The organism is Clostridium transplantifaecale (assembly GCF_900626075.1).
Taxonomy (GTDB): Bacteria; Bacillota; Clostridia; order Lachnospirales; family Lachnospiraceae; genus Otoolea; species Otoolea transplantifaecalis.
This window is the reverse complement of sequence record NZ_UYZY01000003.1, coordinates 177,526-198,134: the sequence shown is the minus strand read 5'-3', so window position 1 is coordinate 198,134 and position 20,609 is coordinate 177,526. Positions and strand designations below refer to the sequence as shown.

Genomic DNA, 20,609 nt, shown 5'->3' with positions numbered 1-20,609 from the left:
AGTTCTCTCCAATTTCATCGTAGTCTTTGATTATTTGAATTTACCGTTCAATCAATTTTTATTGCCCAGCGATAATTCTAACAGTTCCTCGGCCACCTGAGCGGATTTAATTCTCATCAGGTTATCCCAGGCATCCTCTTTTCCAAGAAGATTCATACCGCCATGCCATACAAGCTCATCATCTATCAATGCAAATCGCTCGTCAATCCTGTCCTTTGTTATTACGTGGACTCCAACCGCTTGCATTTGCCTTATCATAGAATAATAGTATTCAGCACCGCTAAAGCAGCTTGTTTCCGGATCAGAAGTAATAACGGTTACCTTACAACCGGCCTCTTGCCTTGGCTTTGTAATGTACAGGAATCTATCGACCTTATCCTGTTCAATCAAAGGGCTGGAAATAATAATCCGTTTTTCAGCTTCCACCAGATCCTGTTCAAAAACATCCGTGTAATTGCCGGAATCATAAATCGTATTGGCATTCTGTTTTTCAACTGTCATATCAGAAATTAGCGAATAGCCCAAACGCCTATATGTTCGCAAGCGCTTTAAATACATATTCTTAAATGCCCTGATATGCGAATCAATATAGTCATAAACAATGACGTTCTTTTTCCCTTCGTAATCACGGTGCAGCCTTCCAACATATTGTTCCAGACGTCCGTCAAAAGAAACCGGCGCAGCCAGCATTAACGTATCCAATCTTGGAAAATCAAACCCTTCCCCTATCTTTTGCCCGGTAGCGATTAAAACAAGGGATTTATCATTTGACACTTCTCGTAACTTCCTGCGGACTTCTGAATTTTCCTTGTCACTGTTATCTCCATATAATATAAATACATAATCTGCACTATCTGAAAGACTATCATAAAAATATTTTGCCTGCTCCTTCAATCTGGTAAGTATCACCGGGGTTCTTCCTGCTGCTACAGATGCTTTTGTATCTGCAATAATCATTTCATTTCTCACGGAATTATCACTGATCAGACTATATGCACCGTTAATATCGGTTTTGGCTTCATTTGTATCAATCACCCTGGTAAACCTTGGATATACAAAGTAATCTATTCCCTGTTCTCTGGCACGTTCCTTTGCAGTATAGCTATGCCTGATAGGACCAAGCAGCATATAAATGATTTCTTCGAGGTTATCGCCTCTCTTAGGTGTTGCAGATACACCGTAAACATATCTAGCATTTACTTTCCGCATGACTTCAATAGAAGTATTCGAACCACAATGGTGACATTCATCCATGATAACCATCCCATAGGAATTGATGAATTCATTGAAATTCCCTTTACTATACATGGAACCAACCATTGCAACATCAATGATACCGGTAAGCGTATTCTTATTTCCGGTTAGAACTCCGATCACACTGTTTCGTCTCTTCTCTCTTCCCGTCTTGGTTTTGTAAACAGGAGGTTCTTCATTGATGTCCAGAAATTCATTTAGTTCTTCTACCCACTGCTCCAGCAAATCTTTGTTTTGAAGCAGAATAAGAGTATTTACTTTTCTCTGCGAAATAAGATAACTGCATACCACTGTTTTTCCAAATGCTGTAGTCGCACTGAGAATCCCATAATCATATCGGAGCATTCTGTCTGCTGCCAAATCCTGACCTGTCCGCAGCTCTCCATTGAATTTAACGCGGATCGGCCTGCCTTTCTCTCTATGGTCTGCAATATCGTATTCTATCCCTGTTTCCTCACAATTGCCAATTAAGACCTCCCTGAGGCCTCTCGGTATGCAGATATATCCATCAATATCCCTACCCATATATACCGCGCTGAAATTATTATAATTCGAATATCCAAGTCTCTTATTCTTATAAAAAATCGGATTATCAAATGCTACCATACTCCTAATCTGATTCTGGATCCGAGGCATAAGATTCAGCGTATCAATATACACACCATTTCCAAGAATAATATGTAACTTTCCAACCACATCCGACTTATCAAAAGTTTGTTTTTTCTTCCATGGCTTAGGCCGATCTGCAATACTTACAGAAGTGATACCAGTGGTTTCGGATATCCCCTCTCTCCACTTTTCCATGTGGCTTTTCAGCTCTTCAATCGACAGTTTTTCTGTATGGTTCAGAAGAATGTCCCACTGTTCCGGATATGCATTCCAGTTTTTATCTACAAAAGCACTATTCCCCTTCTTAAGTGCCTGTCCCTGCAACGGAAGCGCAATAAGATTACCCAGGCTGCTGGTAGTATCCTGGCAAGGGTACATTCTGTCATAATATTGGAATGACTTCATGTTGATAGATGCCTGTCCTCTGTCAAGTAACAAGAATCCAAAGTTTCTCGCCAATACTGCTGAAATCGGCCTTTTAAAGAAAATCCATACATGAGCACCTTTGCCGGATCTGGAGCGCTCAACCAACGGAGTAATCCCATTCTTTTCACAAATCATTCTAAGTGCATCCACTTCCTTATGCCATTCTTCATCAACATTAGCAAAATCTGTAGCTTCGGCGCCCATTTCATGATTATCGAAATCAAACACGATAAACCTGCATGTACCATCAGCAAGTACAGGATATACACCGATAACGTCAGAAGCATCTTCCTTATATCCCACTAAATGATTCATAATTTTCTTTACCGTAAGCTTTGACCACTGTGTATTTTCGCAATCCTCACATCTTATCTTCTCACCTTGTTGTTTTGGACACAGCTTATCGTTCCATCGGTTCTCACACTGCGGAAAATAACCTCCACTCCTGCCTCTTTTGGCATAGACATCCGTTCTGCCCCAGAACATAGCAAAATAACGATTTGCCATATCTTCCGTGATATATCGATTAATAATCCGCCCTCCCTGATCAGGATCATACTCTGAAGAATCTTCCATTCTCTCTTCAAAAACACTTTTTTCAGGAAATGCAATATTGGCTTTCTTTAACTGAATCTTTAATTTTTTATTTTCTTCCTGTAACTCTCTTACAAGTTTTCTAAGCGAGTCCAGATTTTGTGCTTCAATATTCACTTTTCTGTCCTCACTTTCTTGTTTTATTCAAAATTATTTTCTAGTCTTCTCTAATTTTACACAGCATTCTGTATGTGTTGAGGCTGTGGTAATGATTCCCGCAAGGCGTAGTTGGACCTTGGCGGACATGAATACAAACTCTATATTACAGTATTGTCTCATTACCTAATTATGCAATTAGTCATCAAAATACATTTCTTTGGCTATATCTGTTATCTTATTCATAGATATATAATTTATAGTTTTCTTTTCCACAAGACCTAAATCTCTTAATTTTCCTGTCCGTTTTCCGATTAACTGATAATTTTGATCTATAAATGAGGAAATATCACTCGCTCTCATGAATCGGTTCTCCGACATAAGAATCTCCAAAATTTCCAGTTCAACTTTTTCCAACATTAAATCCTTATTTAACTGTTCTAATTCATGCATATATCCTTCTGACAAATTAACTACTTTACAGACTCCTATTTTACATTCAGGACAGATCCACTTAAAAAACTCAAAGTGTTCCTTTTTATCCACCGAAAAAGAGGCTCCACACTCATTACATGTTATAGTCTGATGATTTGCCAAAAAAGTATGTAACACTCGATTATATGAAAAACATCTTTGAACAAAGTAACTTCTATCATCTCGTCTTCCTCGCGGATATCCCCATGGAATATTTTCTATTTCACAAAGACCATAATTTAAGGCATATATTGATATTTCATTACCATCTTTATCCCTCATTTCATGATATTTAGTTAGGAAAAAATTGAACTCCAATGATGATAATATGTTTTCCAAATCCCTACTAATCGAAAAATGACTTGCTGGTGGATTATTTATACCCTCAAAATACTTCCCACCTATCTCATTTGTTATAATTTTCTTTCTGACATTTCTCACTTCTGCAATTATTGTATTTAATAATTCTTCCTGAATATGTCTATCTAATTTTCTTTCAAATGGTTCCAGAGCAAATCTATTCAGCCTTTCAAAATATTGTTTTATCACTGTTTCATAATACTTTTGCGCTGCTAGTTTAATAGCTGTAGTATTTATTCTTAATCCCTGAGATATTCTATCATTGTAACAATAATTCAATATAAATCCCATTATTCTCGGAACATTAAACGAACACTCAAACAAAAGTCTTACAAATTCATCGATATCTATTTGTGAATCAAAATAATCTTCCATTTTTATACCAAATGCTTCAAATCTCCTCATCAATAGTCGTTTCGTGTATTCAATAGATCTACGTTCTGTCGTTTGAATATCCGCATCTTTATATAATTTATAAAAATCAAGATATATAATATCGACCTTACCAGGATCTATTTTCCCAAAGTATACTCTTCCCGGATATCCTGCTACTTTTATCTTTATTTTTTCATCACTTGAGTTATTTAATGGTGATAAAACTACGTCCACAAATAAACGCTGATCAAGATAGCCTATTTCAGAAAAATCATCAAAAAAAACTATGAGTTTATTCATGTTTATTTTTAGCAAATATGATTTAATTTTCTTTAAAATATCACCGAAAGGAAAAGAATGTAACACTGCATCAGAATAATCTTGATACACCTCATTATCTAATAATAATTCTTCAAAATTATTTGGTTTATAACCGCCTGTAATCTTTAATCCATTATTAGATACTTCTCCCATCATTTCGCAATGATCATCCAAATGTTCTGTATGTTTAGTTTGATCATGTTTCTTCTTAGACATAAACTGTAAAATAGGAATCTCAGTGCTATCTAGCTTTCCTTTTTTTACTTCTTTTTGTAATTCTTCAAATTGCTCTATGGCTTTGGATAGTTCCCCCTTACGTCCTTTCAACCTTTCCCAAATATTTAATTTTTTTGATGTATCCGATAATTCATTTAATATCTGCGACAATACTTCTCCTAAAAAAGTTTTCCTAAGATAATGCTCATACAACACACCTTCTGAAATATTATCAATTTCATTTACTGGTACACTAAAATTACCTATCAAATCATGTATCGCTTTTACATCTAAGTATATAGAAAGGCAATCCCCTCTTTTTCTTATTACTGACTGGGCTTCTGCAAAAATTGTACTTTTTCCTGTCCCCTTTCTTCCTAATAAAAAAGTAGTATTAGACGATAATACCTGTTCTAAAATAGCATTTGATGGCAATGGATCTGTATAGAGCAAATCAATCGCAGGGCTATTACCCAAATCTTTATCAAAATCTTTAAGTTCTGCCCTCCTATATTGTCGAAGCGAATCGGAAACAGCTAAAAATTTTTCTTTATTCATTTGTATACCCCCAAATATTTTTTACTTATGTGCAATTTATCTTATAACAAAAACTATTGTTCCTGTTTTCGACACAATTCGACACAAACCTCGCAATGTGTTGAGTGGATAATAATGATGGTGAAAACATATAATTCTCCCTTAGCGGAAACCTTTCGTCAGAATCCTAAGAATTATTTTTCCCGTCCAACTTATCTAATTCCCCTATACTCTCTAAAAAATGACATTCCACAGGAGACAATATATATTCCTGATTTCTTTTATACTTCTCATACTCCGAATGGGCCTTCTTCAGGGCCTGCTGATGTGTTACTTTTCCCTTTGTGGTTAATATATCGCGTCTGGTCATCCTAAGATAATCATCAATCGTCTCCAGCCAGTCTTTCATATACATAGGTTCCTGATTTAAAGCATGTACCTCCGCAATATCTAAATATGCCGTAACAATTTTATTAAGCGCATCCAGCTCTTTTTCATCAAGATAGTTTTTCGCCACTTCTACATCAGAGCGCTTTATATGTTTGCCGCTCCATGTAGTCAGTCCCATATTATTTTTATCTGCATCTGCCCTTTGGTAAATCACCTCTGCCGCTGTATGCCTATGTGCTGCCCAATGCATTTTATTCTGAACCTGTTTGAAAAACAACACAGAACTTTCTGCCTTGGGATCATAGTCAATACTGGTCGAATAAATTTCCAGGACTTTTCTCCAAAATACTTTTTCTGAAGATCTAATATCGCGTATACGTGATAACAGTTCATCAAAATAATTTCCGCCTCCAAGATTCTTCAAGCGATCATCATCTAAAGCAAACCCCTTCTTCATATACTCTTTTAGGATATTCGTGGCCCAGATTCTGAATTGTGTTCCTCTAAGGGACTTTACACGGTATCCGACCGAAATGATCACGTCAAGATTATAGAAATCAATCTGTCTTTCAACAGTTCTATTCCCTTCTTTTTGAACCGTTGCAAATTTTGCAACAGTTGCTTCCACCAACAACTCACCTTCTGAAAAAATATTTTTGATATGTCTGGATATTGTAGACTTATTCTTTTGAAATAACTCTGCAATCTGATCCAATGATAGCCACACTGTATCATTGTCAAATGTAACTTCAACCTTAGTAATTCCGTCTTCGGTTGTGTACATTAAAATACTTGATTTTTCCAATTCTTCTCCTCCCCTAAAAATACTGATGGCAATTAGTAACAATACGTCTCCAATAATCATCAACACTCATCATTTTATACCAATTTATTATTGTTCACTTCCTTGCCATCAAATGTTGACAATTTTTGAGTTAAAGCTTGAATTCCCATTGGCGTCAATTCCCTATCTCTACATAAGTTCCCACGTATAATCACTATAACAATTGAATTTCTTCATATATTTTGACCTGTCATACGGTTAATTCTTCTTCCGCTCTTGCCGAATTATTCTCCTGTGCCGCAACTATTTCTTCTTTTGTTTTTCCTCTACTATCAATTATCTTTTTTTGCTCAATTTGTAATTTATCAAACAAGAAATCATAATTGAGTTCAAACTCCGTAAATATTTCACTCCATGTTTTAACATATATTTTGAAATTATCCACTGAATATACAAGAGATCTCTCTCCATTATGTTTTAGATTCCTTATTTCATTCTCAATTTGATTGTTGTATTTATTACCAACCAAATAAAATTTCCATTCTATACTAGGTGCATTAAAACGCGGTTCTTGAAGTATAACATCTTTATATCTTTTAACTTGCTCTAATTCTTTATAACCCAATGTTACTTTAGGATGCTTTAATTCTACAATAATACTACTTTTGACATCACCATTTTTCATTTGGCGCACAGCAAAAATATCCATTTGTTTCCGTTTATCTGGATCATTAATTATTATATCTTTTTTCGTATATGTATCACCATCAAGAATATAAATATATCTTCTCAATGCCTCTTCAAAATCAGGTTCTTCTGCCGTAACTAAATGATATTGTTCACCAAACAACCAATAATGTTTCTCTATAAAAGGTTGTATTGCATTAATTTCACCCGCACCAAGATCCTTATTGAAAACCAATTCCTTTAAATCGGCAACAGCCTGCGCCCTATCCTTCAACATTATAATAGTTCTAGAAATATTCGACATCGTCGTGTATTCTAATGCTTCGGCTAACTCTACTCTTTCATCTTTTGACATATTTACAACACTGTCTATTATTTTAACAAAACTGTCTTTTTCTCCTGATTCCATTATTAACGCAAACATCCTTATAATAGTCTTTAATTGTGTTTTATTCAACCCTGACAATATTTGGGGTTCAACATAATATACTGTTGAAATTAATGCATCTAAACATTCTTTCTTAAAGTTATCTACAGGACTATTTTCATCAAAATCGGGATATGCTTCTTTTTCTTCAACCGTCTTTAAAAATTTTTTTGCATATTTTTTTATAAATGGTGTCCTTTTTTCCCTTATTAAATTATCAATCTCCCTTTTTATATATTTAAAAGCTTCATCTTCCCTATTGCTTCCAGCAATTTTCAATCGCATTTGCCCAGTCACTACAGTAAAATCAAAATCATCAAATAATGTACTTGTTACATATACACTATGATAAAAATTGTCTCCCTTATTATTCAAAGTTGTATTTTCCTTGAATTTCTCTTTGTTGCTACTATCCAAGTAATAATACTTGGAATACTCGCCATTTAATTTTTGTGACCATCGACAAAAAATTACATTAAATTGCAGATTATTATATTTATAATCCCTTACGTCACGCTCTTCAAGAATTTCAGAATAGTCAATCGGTTCATTGTTAATCAGCAATTTAAAATTGTTTTTTCTCATTAACTCTAAAAACCAGCAAAATTCAATATTTAAAAAATATTTCATAACACCAACTTGGAAATCTTCATTAATTTGTGAAAATATAACCTCTGTTCCCAACTCAATATTACTATCCACCTCTTTTGGTTCCGTTGCAGTGTAATCATTTAGACCATCTCTTTCTATTTTAATTGAATATTTATACTTTTTACCGTCCTCCTTATACACTGTTTCCCATAACGCTTTACCTGCAAAAGTAAAAAATGTCAATCTACCAACACCATTTTTCCCATGATAACTAGAACTGTTTGATTCGCTATTACGTATAATAATCTTATTTGACTCAAAAAACGGCTTGAATTTTGTATTTAGTTGACCATAAGGAATACCGTATCCATTATCGGAAATACTTATTTTTTCTACACCATAAATACTATTCTGTAAAATTCTTATACTAACACTAGTAGCTGTTGCATCGTATCCGTTCCATACATATTCAGCAATAGCTTCCTCTGGCTTATATTTTTTCAATACACGCTTTATACCCTCTGAACCAAGTTCAATCTTTTGAATAGCCATTCTTTTCCTCCCACAAAAATTCATTTAATTCCCACGAAAAAACTGGAATATATACAAAAACGAGTTCTTCCACTTTTGAATTATAATCAATACTGATCGTATAAACTTTCATCACGTTTTCTTGAATACCTTATATTCCGAATACATTCCAACAACCCATCAAAATAATTTCCACTGCAAAGTTTTTTAAACGTTCATCATCTGGAGCAAAGTCCTTTTCCAATACCCATTTTTCTTAATTTTACCATACTCCCCCCGCCTTTACCATCTGAAAAATTTTCTCATTCCCTTAACCCGTACCTCTTCAATCAAACAATCTCATCTGTCTATTATTCTAATTCACATATCTGATATCGCTCTTTTTCAGCATAGCAAATTATCAACTGCTTATCATAAACATCTATTCTCTTCACTCTAACCTTTACGACATTTTCATCATATTCCCCATTACACACAACTTTTCCCAGCATATCTCTTACATATTGATCGTTCAAGGTAGGTGAATTTTTACACTCCGTCTTTCCTTTTTCCATCCTTGTCCCGCATCTCCATACAATCTTCCCACGCTCCGTTCTACGCCTGAATCCTCCCCCACAATCCCCACATACCAATAAATTACTAAGCAAATATTTGCTGCTATATCGGTTACCACTGCTAATCTGATTGCCGTCAGCTGTTCTGAGCAGTCTGGCTCTATTAAACATTTCTGCCTACACTTTATCAAATATTTCCGAAGAAATAATGGCCGGATGACTTCCTTTTACATAATATCTGGTACGCTGTCCTACATTTTTCTTTCGTATACCATTTAGATAATCCTCTGTAAATGTTTTCTGAAGCATCATGTCTCCCTTATATTTCTCATTCTTTAGCATTTGTTGTATTACATTTGCACTCCATACCTCTTTACCTGTAACCGTTTTTATACCATTACCTTCCAGATATTTTTTAATCTATGAAAATGTGTATCCCCTCAAATATAACTCAAAAATTAATCGTACTACTTTAGCCTGTTCAGGAACAATTACCAATTCCCCTTCCACACACCGATACCCCATAAAATGTTTGTAGCTGCTAAATAATCCTTCTTCAAATTTTCTTTTAATACCCCACTGAATATTCTCACTCAAGTTTCTGCTTTCTTCTTGTCCCATTGCTCCTGATAAGGTTATTGCCGCTTCTGCATCCGGATCAAACGAATTCACATTTTCAATTTCAAAATACATTTGAATACCCCTTTCTTTCAAATATCTCATAATCTGCAATAGCTCTACCGTATTCCTGGATACTCGTTTTGCTGATTTAGTGATTATGTAATCGATTTTCCCCTCTGTAGCACTTTCTAACATATGTTTCAATCCGTCACGGCCCTTTTGCCTTAATCCACTTCTTCCACAATCCCAGAACACCCCTGAAAATACCCAACCAGGATGATCTGATATTTGTTCTGTATATGCCATAATTTGATGAGCCAAACTGGCTAGCTGCGTCTCTTTCTTAGTGCTGACGCGGCAATATGCCGCCACACGCAGCGGTTCCGTATTCTCTTTTTCCACAGGTATATAATATATCTTTTTCACAACACCCCACCTCGTCTCATCCATAAAGAAAAGGCGCAAAAGCCAAAAGCCTTTACGCCTCAACACACGACAACTATCCAACCTCACCTAATCATCATTTAACACTCTTTTGCAACAGGACAATACTTTCCGTATGCCCAGTCCCCCCAAACATATCCACCGGCCAAGCCTCCACAGCCCGGTACCCTTTCCCGCCAAACATCCTCAAATCCCTGGCAAGCGTCTCCGGCCCGCATGACACGTAAACCACCCGTTTCGGTCCCATCTTGGCAACGGCATCGATAAATTCCTTCGTGCTGCCGCTTCTTGGCGGATCCATCAGTACCACGTCCACGGTCTCGCCCTTCTCCGCCATATTCACCATAAAACGTCCGGCGTCGTTGCAGTAAAACTGGATATTCTTCACATCGTTCATCCTGGCATTCTGAACCGCGTCACGCACCGCATCGGGATTCAGCTCCACGCCAATCACCTCTCCTGCCTTCCTGCTGGCAATAAGGCCAATCGTGCCAATCCCACAGTATGCATCCAGCACTCTTTCTTTGCCGGTCAGCCCGGCCAGCTCCAGTGCCTTATTGTACAACACCTCTGTCTGAACAGGATTTACCTGATAAAACGATTTGGATGAAATCCTGAAACGCAGCCCGCAGAGAACATCTTCGATATATCCTTTACCATAAAGCACATGTTCCTTATTACCCAGAACCATGCTGGTGTTTCTATTGTTAATATTCTGGACAATGGTCGTAATCTCAGGATATTTTTCCCTGAGTGCCTTCACAAAGTTATTTTTAGAAGGAAATACCGGAGAGGCCGTTACCAGAACAACCATAATCTCACCCGTAGCAAATCCTCGTCTTACGAGCACATGCCTGAGAAATCCGTAGCCCGTGTCCTCGTCATACGTCCGGATCTTAAACGATTTCAGCATTCCTCTGATTGTGCCGATAATTTCATCCGCCTTCTCATCCTCAATCAGACATGATTCCACCGGTACAAGAATATGTGTCCCTTCCTTATATACACCGGAAAGAGGATTTCCCTTCCTGTCGTGTCCAAATACGGCATGAACTTTATTCCTGTAATGCAGCGGATTCTTCATTCCGATAATCGGCTTAACAGGACAAATGCCTTTCAAAAGTTCCTCCATCATTTTCTGTTTTTTAGCAAGCTGCTCCTTATAGGAAAGATGCAGAAGCTGACAACCGCCACATTGCTCGTAAACAGGACACGGAGACTTTCTTCTTCCAGCATTTTTATTCCCGCCGTTTCGTTCAGATACGCTTCCCCTATCAGTATCTTTCCCATCTCTTGCTGTCTTTATCTCTCTCGCAGACTTTCCGTCTCTTACCGCCTTCATCTCTCTCGCAGGCTTTCCATCTCTTCCCGTCCTGCCTTCTCCACCCATCTTTCTTTCAAAATCCCCGGTACTGCCTTCCCCTCTATTTCCTCCAAATCCCTTTCTATCTACAGCCTTATCGCCCTTAAACTCTCTTTTCCCGTGACTCTCCTGCTTTTTTCCCGCTTTGAAATCTTTATCCGACTTTTCATTCCATTTCCGGTCTTCGCCAAACCGTTTAGTTCCCGGCTCTGCTTTCGTCTGCCTTCTCATCTGACCGCCTGTTCTCTCCTGTCTTCCTGCCTGGCTGCTTCTATTTCCCACTTCTCTTTTCTCCATTCCTGCCTCCGAATCCAAATGCCTTATTATTAGTTATAGTCATTTCCGCCAATCATTTTTCACTAACTTCAATCCATATTCCATCAATCCATGCTCCATCAATCCATGCTCATCTGTCTAAATCCATCTTACTAAATTTCACATTCCAAGTCCATTTAATCCAGCTTCAATCTTTTCCTCATTCAATTACAATACACCATCAGCCCATAATATGCAGAGTTATAACTTACTGCAATCTACTTACCAGCCGCCGCTAAATCCGCTCCTGTCAGCAGCCGGTTTGTTATTTCTCTCATAAAATTCTCCCACTTTTCCCCAACGCCCAAACATTCCCATTATATTTTCCCTATGAACCCATAATTCTCAGAAAATTCCATTCAAATTTTATCTTATCCACATTTTTCGCGTGTTTTATCCACTTTTCCACATTCCATCTATCAATCACGAACAGATAATCCACAATTTTGTCTGTATCCCGCTCAGGCATCCACACTCCTGAACACCTTTTTCCACCGTTCTTTCTTAAAATGCACGGCGAATATCAGACCTCTGAGGCACTCATCAATCGCCATGGCCACCCAGACGCCCTCCAGGCCCCAGCCGAAGATAATTCCAAATACCCAGGCGCCCACAAAAGCCACTCCCCACTGGAAGATGACGCCTACGGCGGTCGGGGTCACGGCATCCCCGACTGCAATCAGGCACTTTGTCATAACAATATTGACAGCCCGTCCTACTTCCAAGAAAATTTCGATAAACAGAATTCTCCGCCCTAGGGCAATAATTTCCGGATTGTCCGTAAATATTAAAAATGCATAATTGCTGCCCAGAAACAGCAGAATCGCCAGTCCCACACAGGCCGCCAGCGCCACCTTCATCGTGGCGTTCACACGTTTCTGGATTAAATCGATTTTCTTTGCGCCAATCAGATACCCAAGCACAATCTGTGTCGCCGATGCAATCGCCATTGCATAAACATAAGCCAGATTTGCAAATATGCTGCAATATCCCTTTGTGACCGTAACCATAGTGCCAAAGGAATTGACAATTCCCAGGATGCACATTTGTGACATATTATAGGAAAAGCTCTCCACTCCGGAAGGAACCGCCAGGAAGCAGAGATTCTTCATAATCTGCGTTGGAAACGGTTTCAAAAAACGCATCCCCAGCTTTACATTCGTCCGTTTCATAAAGAGCAGAATCATGAGTCCCAGCCCCACCAGTTTACTGATGTCCGTGGAAATGGCCGCTCCCACCGCTCCTAGTCTCGGCATACCAAACCAGCCATTGATCAGGATTGCATTTCCGATGATATTCAATACGTTCATGACAATTGAAACAATCATTACTTCCTTCATCATGGCAAAGGCCCTGATAATGGCTGAAAACGTAAGATAAAGTCCCTGAACCGTTATAAACGCTCCTACGATAAGCAGATACAGCGATGCCTCGTCAAATATCTCCTCCGGCACACGGATGGCCTTATATATGGGCCTGTATCCCACAAACACAAGGACCGTCGACAGAATGCCGACCACTCCAATCATCAGCAGTGACACCATGCATGTTCTGGATGAATTATCTTTATCCTCCGCTCCCAGATACTGTGACAGAATAACCGTTGTTGCGGTAGCCGCCATGCTGAGCACGATAATCACCAGATTCATTATCTGGTTCGCATTGACAATCGATGCCACCGACTGCTGGGAAACGCGGCTGACCATAATCTGGTCAATATTTCCCACCAAAAGCTGTAAAAGCAGCTCCACAAAAATCGGCAGTGACATAAAAAACAGGTTCCTGTTGGTATTCATTTTATCTATATCAGTCTGATATCTCATTCTTCGTCCTTATCCATTCTATTTTATCCATATTTTCGACATTTTCCAAACTTCGTTATTATAGTCGAAATGCTCTGCCAGATCAATATGAACCGCAATTAAATATTGATTTTCAGGCAAAGCTTTGTATAATAGAAGGATACGATACCGATTTACAAAGCGGTATCACCGCGATATCAACCACAAAACAGGAGTGATAAAATGAACACAGAAGCCGCACAAGCATCCGTTCTCCCACAGGAGATCTACATTGATAGAACATTATATACAGGCCGCCCGGATAATTTTTCAGACCGCCTGCAAAAGGAACAGCGCGTATATACGCTGCTGGACGCTTTAAATGTCCCCTACACGAGAATCGACCACGATCCCACGGAGACCATCGAGAGCTGCCACGAGGTGGAGCAGCTTCTTAATATCCGCATCTGCAAGAACCTCTTTCTCTGCAACACGCAGAAGACTAATTTTTACCTTCTGATGATGCCCGGTGATAAGAAGTTCCGCACCGCAGTTTTTTCGAAAAAAATAGGCTGCTCACGCCTCTCCTTTGCCGATGCAGGACACATGGAAGAATATCTCGACATCACTCCCGGCTCCGTCAGCGTTCTGGGACTGATGAACGACCATGAAAATCATGTCCGCCTTGTGATAGACCAGGACATTTTAAACGATGAATATATCGGCTGTCATCCGTGTATGAACACAACCAGCCTGAAAATCAAGACGGAAGACCTGCTTAAGAAAATTCTTCCGGCCATCCATCACGAATACACACCGGTGGAACTGGAATGGTAATGCCGTAACCAGGGCGTCCAATATACAGAATACTGCAGAAAAGCAGAAAATACCGTTAGTAAAAGTTACAGGCAGGGCATTCCAGCCCTGCCTGCATAGTTTTCTCTCTTTTTTCATCACGCCGTATCTTCATTGAGGTATTTTTAGTTGAATGTTATTATGTAAATATCTTTATTCAAATAACTTCCTGCAAATATCCCCGCTCAAATACCTTTATTTAAATACCTTCATTCAAATACCTTCATTCAAATACTTTCATTTAAATACCTTCATTCAAACACTTTTATCTCTTATTCCGCCGGAAAATCCTTCTCCAAATCATACCCCATCACAGTCAGATAATTCTTAATAATCTTAACCGCACCATCCACGCCAATCTTGGTCGTATTGATGATCAAATCATAATTATCCAAATCCTCCCAGTCGCATCCTGTATAATATCTGTGATAATCACGGCGCTCTCTGTCAATCCGTTTGATGTTCTTTAATATCTCTTTCTCATCATAGAGATCCTTTTCCCTGATTCTGGCCTCTCTCACTTCCATATCCGCATACAGGTAAACGCGCACCAGCCCATCCATTCCGTTCAGGACGTAATTAGCACATCTTCCAATAATCACGCAGGATTCTTCCGCCGCCAGCTTCCTGATTACTTCGGACTGGAAACGGAACAGGTTGTCGGCTGAAATCAGGTCTGAGCCAAAGGAAGGTGAACCTTTCTCAGGTGTCAAACTGCTGATAATCTTATAGAGCAGCTTATTTCCCGCCTTCTCATCTGCCAGGTGAAAATAGCTTTCCTTGATTCCGCTCTCGTCTGAATTCATCCTCAGGATATTCTTGTCATAAAAACCAAGTCCCAGTTCTTCCGCCAGCCGTCTGCCGGTATCTGCGCCGCCGCTGCCATACTGTCTGCCGATGGTGATAACTACTTTTTTCCCTGCCATAGTAACGCCTCCCCTTCTCATTGATTCAATTTTATTGTAACTACATTATATCACACTATCTTTTTGTTTTCTATTAATTTTCCATCTTATTCCAATTTGCCCATGCATTTAATGTTGCTGCAAAGCATCTCAATAACCTTTCCTGTTGTCTCCTCCGTTGTTGCGGTGCCTCCAAGATCCGGCGTCAGGGATTTCCCCTCTTCCAAAACTGCCTCAATGGAAGACAAAATCTTTTTTCCCCAGTCCTCATGGCCGAAGAAATCCATCATCTGGCTGGCAGACCATATCGCCGCCAGGGGATTTGCTTTTCCCTGACCCGCGATATCCGGGGCGGAGCCGTGAATCGGTTCAAACATGGAGGGATATTTTCGCTCCGGATTCAGGTTGGCTCCTGCGGCCAGTCCCATTCCTCCGGCTATGGCAGCTCCGAGATCCGTCAAGATATCACCAAACAAGTTGGAAGTCACGACAATCTCAAACCTCCATGGCTCTTTTACCATCAGCATACTTGCTGCATCCACCAGGTAGGAGTGTGTTTCCACATCAGGATATTCCGCGCTGACCTCCTTAAAAATCTGATCCCAGAATACCATGGAATAGTTGAGCGCATTTCCCTTGCTGATGCTGGTCAGGGATTTCTTCTTTTCCCTTGCCAGCTCAAAAGCATACCGCATAATTCTCTCACACCCTGCTCTCGAAAAAACGCCGTCCTGTATTACCACTTCATTCGGTTTCCCCCTGTACAGCCAGCTTCCACTTCCTGCATACTCACCCTCACTGTTTTCCCGCACAAAGATCATATCAATATCTTCCCGCTTCACATCCTTCAGAGGACAGGGCGCACCCTTCAAAAGCACAATCGGCCTAAGATTCACATACTGGTCGAAACTCTTCCTTATCACAAGCAGAAGGTCCCACAGTGAAATGTGATCCGGAACTCCCGGATACCCCACAGCCCCGAGATAGATTGCATCAAATTTCTCCAGTTGGCTGATTCCATCCTCATCCATCATGCGGCCGTTTTTCAGATAATATTCGCATCCCCAGGGAAACCAGGTGAATTCAAACCGGAAACTTCCATCCAGTTCAGCTGCCTTCTCCAGAACCCGCACTCCTTCCCTGATTACTTCCGGTCCGACTCCGTCTCCGGGTATTACTGCTATTTTATGTACTTTCATTGTTTATTCCTCCTGTTTAATCATTTGGGGAGTTAGTTGAGAAATGAGGACGCCGCCGTCAGGCCAGGGGCCGGGATGGTGAGGGGGATCGATGAGTCTTTCGTCCCGGGCGTCAGGTGATCGTGGGCGGGGAATCCGGGCAGAAAAAGTTCCTCCGGGAAACGCTTGCGCTCGTTGGAGTACATAACGGACACTAACCTCGAAAAGACCTCGGTAAGTGCCGATGAACTCCCAGGTTCCCTCCGGAATCTTTTTCTCCCTTCTTCCCCACAGGAAGGTTATTTCCGGGACGAAAAACTCAGCCAGTATAACGGCCCGGCCCCTGGCCTGCGGCGCCTGATCTGTCCTCTTTCTTCAACGGGGGAGGCGCTTGTCGCTGCCACTACGTTTCTCAGAATGCCTGAAAACTGCCTCCTGTTCACTATGAGACTATGTAAACTTACAAACTTATAAACTTATAATCTTATAATCTTAGAGTGTTTATTCTGATACTTTTTTATGCAGCCCAAGCCAAGATGTCGTCAGAATGTAAAATAGTTACGACTACATCGTGGCAGCGGCAATACCTCCCCCACACTTGACGAAAGAGACAATCAGCCCCTGAAGCCGGCGGACGGGGCAACAGCCTTCCCTGAGTCTTCAGTCCCGTCGACAACCTGCCCGGGGAAGGAAGGAGAAAACTTTCCGAAAGGAGACCTTGGAATCCGCCGGTGCTTGATGAGGTCTTTTCGAATCGTCGAGTAGATGTGTCCCTTACAGGGCACACCCCTCACAGAAATCCGGACGTGCGGCTTTCCCGCATCCGGCTCTTTATAAGGCGCATCGTTCACTTCTATCATGCGTATACGTTGACATAGATTTTTGGCCGTTTGAGGGGATACTGTTTTAACAACTCCCTGTATCCCTCCCACGTATAGCTGTTTCTCTGGCTTCTTCGGTTCAGCCAGTAGTACAGCCGTCTTTTTACACGCTCGTAGAAACACCAGATACTTCGGCTATTATCTGTGATTCCGTAGTAATGGTAGTAGCCAATTAAAATTTCGTTCAGCTTTTTGATGAGCTCCTTGGGGTCTTCATGTCTCTTCCGCTTAATATGCGCGTTCATTTCCCGGCTCTTCTTCGCCAACTTCTTTTTACTGGTTTTCCTCTTCACTCTGAACTTCCCGTTCCGGTTCTCGCTACAGTAGTGTGTAAAGCCTAGAAAGTCGAATGTCCCCGCCTTTTTCCCTTCTTTTTGGCTGCGTTCCTTCGCATACCTCCCGAATTCAATTAGGCGGCTTTTATCCTCTTCCAGGCTCAGCCCAAAGTGCCCCAGCCTACGTTTCAACCGTTCATAGAATTCTTCCGCCTCCTCTTTATCTTGGAAGCACACTACAAAATCATCGGCGTACACCACCAGGCCGCAGTAGCCTTTCATCCCCGGCTTCACCTTCTCCACAAACCACCATACCAGCACATAATGCATATACAAGATGGCCAGCACAAGGGAGCATACGTAACCCTGGACGCATCCTTCCACGGTCTCATGGTACTGGTAATCCTCCAGGATTCCACTCTTCAGGATTCTCCTTACCAGGCGCGTGATATTTGGGTCTTTGATTTTGGATTCTATAAACCGTACAATCCAGTCATGGTCAAGATGTTGAAAGAAGGATTTTATATCTGCATCCAGTACATAATTCGTTTTCTCCCGTTCCAGCATCCCGTTCAGTTTCTTTATTGCCTGATGGCAGCTTCTTCCCGGACGGAATCCCATCATCTCTTCATAGAAATGGGGTTCAAACACGGCTTCCAGCAGTTCCTTTAACGCTTCCTGTACCAACTTATCCTCATAGCAGTAGATACTCAGCGGCCTCGTTTTCCCATTCTCCTTCGGTATCTCCACTTTTCTGGCTGCCTTTGGCTTATACGATTTCTTTTTCAGCCGCAGTACCAGATCTTCCAGATTCCCTTCCAGATTCTTTTCGTATTCCGCTTTGCTCACTCCATCGATTCCCACTGCTTTCTTTCCATCCATCTTTTCATGGCAGCTCTTCAACAGCTCTTTGTTGATGAGATGCCCGATGGACGTAAATACCATGTCCGGATTTTCGCTTGACATCTGTGATATTCTCGCCAATTTCGTTTCCATCTTTTTTTCTCCTACCTCTGTGTGCAGTTGATGTTTCCTCTTTGATATTGCCTTATAAGGCAGGGCCGGGAGGATTCCCCGGCCCCCTCTCGACTTCCCTTTAGCGGTGCGGTTCCCCGCCTTTTCGGTACTATTCGGCCTTCCGACTGCCTGCCACCCGTTTGCCTCCCTTTCCGGTCGGCATACCCCTTCCCCACACAAGGAGGGGAGACGGCAGGCTCTCCCCAGTTGACATGATATCATTGTATAACATGATTGGCTCTCGGACACCGCAGCAGTGTGGAAAATCTCACCCTATCGATAAGCCCACATATTGCCTTCCACTACACTAAAAGCGTCGGCCTGCTGGATTTTCACAGCGTTTCGGTGCTCTATCACTCAACCCTATTACCTGGCTGTCTACGCTTAACTGGCCGCATTACTGTTGTCAGCCCAAGACTCGCTACCGGTGGTGTGGTTAGCACCTTGCCGGACAGGGTTTCCACCTGTTAAATATCACACCCTTTTCTGGGCGCACTAGCATCCGCTGCGCATTCCACAAGCGGAAGCGAGTCCCCGCAGGAATTTTTTCTCCTGGATTCCCCCTCACCACAACCTATAAACCGGGACTGAAGACTCATATACACCCTCCCACTCCCCCGTCCGCCATCTTACAGAGGCGTCCTCGCATCTCAACTAAATCCCCCCTTATCTCCTACCATCATACTACACCTTACCCTCAGCTTCAATTACATCCTTAAAACCAACAATATCAGCCCCTGCTTTCCCAACCCGCATTTCAAAAAGCCCTCCCGTTACACACAGGAGGGCGCAGCTAAAAAACACCTTAAATCCTTACCGGGAACCCCGAATATCCGGAGTCCCCCACTTCATTTACAATAGCCAAACAGCCAAAGCAGATTTCTAATCAAATCATTGAAAGCCAGGGATAGCCGGCAGTTCCTAATTCACCGCCGGTCCATGAACCATTACCGTCGGGAATCCCATTTCCCTCAGTTCCTGTTCCATCTTTGCAGCATTGTCAATGTCGCTAAAAGCTCCGACTCTGACTTTAAAAAGGCCGTCCTCGGATACCAGATATGCCGGAAATCCTTCCGACTTCAGTTCTTCGAGCTGCTGCTCAGCCAGGGAGCGGATGCGGTAGGCACCCGTCTGGATCATGTAGAATTGCTCTTCCTCTTCCTGCTGTCTGATCACATTCAGTATTCCGGCTGCAATCGCATTTGCAATCTCGTCAAACTGTGCGTCAAACCTTTCATTATCTTCGGGATTGTCGATAAAACCCGCTTCTACCAGTACGGCCGGTATCTGCGTCCTGCGAAGGACCACCAGACCGGGTCTTTCAAAGGTTCCGAGGTCCGTGAATCCCGTTTTGGCAAGTTCTCTGTTGATCGAAGAAGCCAGTTCTTTGGCAAGTCCTTCTTCTCTGTACACCAGCGTCATTGTGCCGGAGCCTGTTCCCGGCTCTGCGGCTGCATTTCTGTGAAGGGAAACAAAAAAATCCGCATCGGCCGCGTTTGCCATATCTGCTTTTTCATAAGGCGAATCATACACATCCGTGACCCTTGTGAAAATCACTTCAACACCGTTATTTTCCAGTATATCTCCGACGGCCAGCGCCAGTCTCAGATTGTCGTCCTTCTCCTGTCTTCCTTCGAAAACCGCTCCCGGATCGTATTCGCCGCCGTGACCGGCATCTATAACCACTCTCTTCCTTATATCCAAAAGAAAAACTCCTCTCACATACCTTTGTACTATTAAAGTATGTG

Annotated in this window: 15 protein-coding genes; 1 reads left to right on the top strand and 14 read right to left on the bottom strand. The window is 41.2% G+C overall.

The window, feature by feature from the left end; all coding sequences use genetic code 11:
- Positions 1–51: 51 nt before the first annotated feature.
- The 9 genes from EJL91_RS12475 to EJL91_RS12435 all read right to left on the bottom strand — a co-directional run bounded on the left by EJL91_RS12475 (position 52) and on the right by EJL91_RS12435 (position 13,792).
- Entirely contained in the window at positions 52–3,000 is a 2,949-nt protein-coding gene (locus EJL91_RS12475) for a TOTE conflict system archaeo-eukaryotic primase domain-containing protein (RefSeq protein WP_125142310.1), read from the bottom strand.
- Between the two features lie 177 nt (positions 3,001–3,177).
- A complete protein-coding gene (locus EJL91_RS12470; RefSeq protein WP_125142309.1) occupies positions 3,178–5,283 on the bottom strand; it encodes a transcriptional regulator in 2,106 nt (701 codons plus the stop codon).
- Positions 5,284–5,449: 166 nt separating this feature from the next.
- Positions 5,450–6,436 (bottom strand): virulence RhuM family protein, encoded by a 987-nt coding sequence (locus tag EJL91_RS12465; protein ID WP_243125366.1) that lies wholly within the window; start codon positions 6,434–6,436, stop codon positions 5,450–5,452.
- Positions 6,437–6,686: 250 nt separating this feature from the next.
- On the bottom strand, positions 6,687–8,693 hold the full coding sequence (locus EJL91_RS12460) for an ATP-binding protein (protein WP_164516833.1): 2,007 nt from the start codon (positions 8,691–8,693) through the stop codon (positions 6,687–6,689).
- 329 nt (positions 8,694–9,022) lie between these two features.
- Complete coding sequence (locus tag EJL91_RS25265) at positions 9,023–9,397, bottom strand: recombinase zinc ribbon domain-containing protein (protein WP_341466997.1); 375 nt, start codon at positions 9,395–9,397, stop codon at positions 9,023–9,025.
- A gap of 6 nt (positions 9,398–9,403) precedes the next feature.
- Positions 9,404–9,634, bottom strand: coding sequence for a recombinase family protein (locus EJL91_RS25260; RefSeq protein ID WP_341467014.1), 231 nt, complete (start codon positions 9,632–9,634; stop codon positions 9,404–9,406).
- Between the two features lie 12 nt (positions 9,635–9,646).
- Complete coding sequence (locus EJL91_RS25255) at positions 9,647–10,273, bottom strand: recombinase family protein (RefSeq protein ID WP_341466996.1); 627 nt, start codon at positions 10,271–10,273, stop codon at positions 9,647–9,649.
- A gap of 94 nt (positions 10,274–10,367) precedes the next feature.
- Complete coding sequence (rlmD, locus tag EJL91_RS12440) at positions 10,368–11,951, bottom strand: 23S rRNA (uracil(1939)-C(5))-methyltransferase RlmD (RefSeq protein WP_243125329.1); 1,584 nt, start codon at positions 11,949–11,951, stop codon at positions 10,368–10,370.
- Between the two features lie 479 nt (positions 11,952–12,430).
- Positions 12,431–13,792: an MATE family efflux transporter gene (locus EJL91_RS12435; protein ID WP_125142306.1), complete on the bottom strand. Its 1,362-nt coding sequence runs from the start codon at positions 13,790–13,792 to the stop codon at positions 12,431–12,433.
- A gap of 201 nt (positions 13,793–13,993) precedes the next feature.
- On the opposite strand from EJL91_RS12435, the gene EJL91_RS12430 reads away from it, so the two are divergent.
- Entirely contained in the window at positions 13,994–14,587 is a 594-nt protein-coding gene (locus EJL91_RS12430) for a prolyl-tRNA synthetase associated domain-containing protein (protein ID WP_125142305.1), read from the top strand.
- Positions 14,588–14,877: 290 nt separating this feature from the next.
- Here EJL91_RS12430 and EJL91_RS12425 read toward each other — a convergent pair whose 3' ends face one another.
- From EJL91_RS12425 to EJL91_RS12410, 5 genes are all read right to left on the bottom strand, one after another.
- Positions 14,878–15,531, bottom strand: a complete 654-nt coding sequence (locus EJL91_RS12425) for a cytidylate kinase-like family protein (protein WP_125142304.1) — start codon at positions 15,529–15,531, stop codon at positions 14,878–14,880.
- A gap of 86 nt (positions 15,532–15,617) precedes the next feature.
- Positions 15,618–16,709, bottom strand: a complete 1,092-nt coding sequence (locus EJL91_RS12420; protein WP_125142303.1) for a tartrate dehydrogenase — start codon at positions 16,707–16,709, stop codon at positions 15,618–15,620.
- Positions 16,710–16,741: 32 nt separating this feature from the next.
- On the bottom strand, positions 16,742–16,894 hold the full coding sequence (locus EJL91_RS24595) for a hypothetical protein (protein ID WP_164516832.1): 153 nt from the start codon (positions 16,892–16,894) through the stop codon (positions 16,742–16,744).
- Positions 16,895–17,544: 650 nt separating this feature from the next.
- Positions 17,545–18,840, bottom strand: a complete 1,296-nt coding sequence (ltrA, locus tag EJL91_RS12415; RefSeq protein WP_125142302.1) for a group II intron reverse transcriptase/maturase — start codon at positions 18,838–18,840, stop codon at positions 17,545–17,547.
- Positions 18,841–19,782: 942 nt separating this feature from the next.
- Positions 19,783–20,565 carry an N-acetylmuramoyl-L-alanine amidase gene (locus tag EJL91_RS12410; RefSeq protein WP_125142301.1) on the bottom strand — a complete coding sequence of 261 codons (783 nt, stop codon included), beginning with the start codon at positions 20,563–20,565 and terminating at the stop codon, positions 19,783–19,785.
- Positions 20,566–20,609 lie beyond the last annotated feature (44 nt).

Excerpts from the sequence above, each read along its gene's own strand:
- EJL91_RS12470 (WP_125142309.1), bottom strand. The coding sequence starts at position 5,283 with ATGAATAAAGAAAAATTTTTAGCTGTTTCCGATTCGCTTCGACAATAT.
- EJL91_RS12465 (WP_243125366.1), bottom strand. The coding sequence starts at position 6,436 with ATGTACACAACCGAAGACGGAATTACTAAGGTTGAAGTTACATTTGAC.
- EJL91_RS12460 (WP_164516833.1), bottom strand. The coding sequence starts at position 8,693 with ATGGCTATTCAAAAGATTGAACTTGGTTCAGAGGGTATAAAGCGTGTA.
- EJL91_RS25265 (WP_341466997.1), bottom strand. The coding sequence starts at position 9,397 with ATGTTTAATAGAGCCAGACTGCTCAGAACAGCTGACGGCAATCAGATT.
- rlmD (WP_243125329.1), bottom strand. The coding sequence starts at position 11,951 with ATGGAGAAAAGAGAAGTGGGAAATAGAAGCAGCCAGGCAGGAAGACAG.
- EJL91_RS12435 (WP_125142306.1), bottom strand. The coding sequence starts at position 13,792 with ATGAGATATCAGACTGATATAGATAAAATGAATACCAACAGGAACCTG.
- EJL91_RS12430 (WP_125142305.1), top strand. The coding sequence starts at position 13,994 with ATGAACACAGAAGCCGCACAAGCATCCGTTCTCCCACAGGAGATCTAC.
- EJL91_RS12425 (WP_125142304.1), bottom strand. The coding sequence starts at position 15,531 with ATGGCAGGGAAAAAAGTAGTTATCACCATCGGCAGACAGTATGGCAGC.
- EJL91_RS12420 (WP_125142303.1), bottom strand. The coding sequence starts at position 16,709 with ATGAAAGTACATAAAATAGCAGTAATACCCGGAGACGGAGTCGGACCG.
- EJL91_RS24595 (WP_164516832.1), bottom strand. The coding sequence starts at position 16,894 with ATGTACTCCAACGAGCGCAAGCGTTTCCCGGAGGAACTTTTTCTGCCC.
- ltrA (WP_125142302.1), bottom strand. The coding sequence starts at position 18,840 with ATGGAAACGAAATTGGCGAGAATATCACAGATGTCAAGCGAAAATCCG.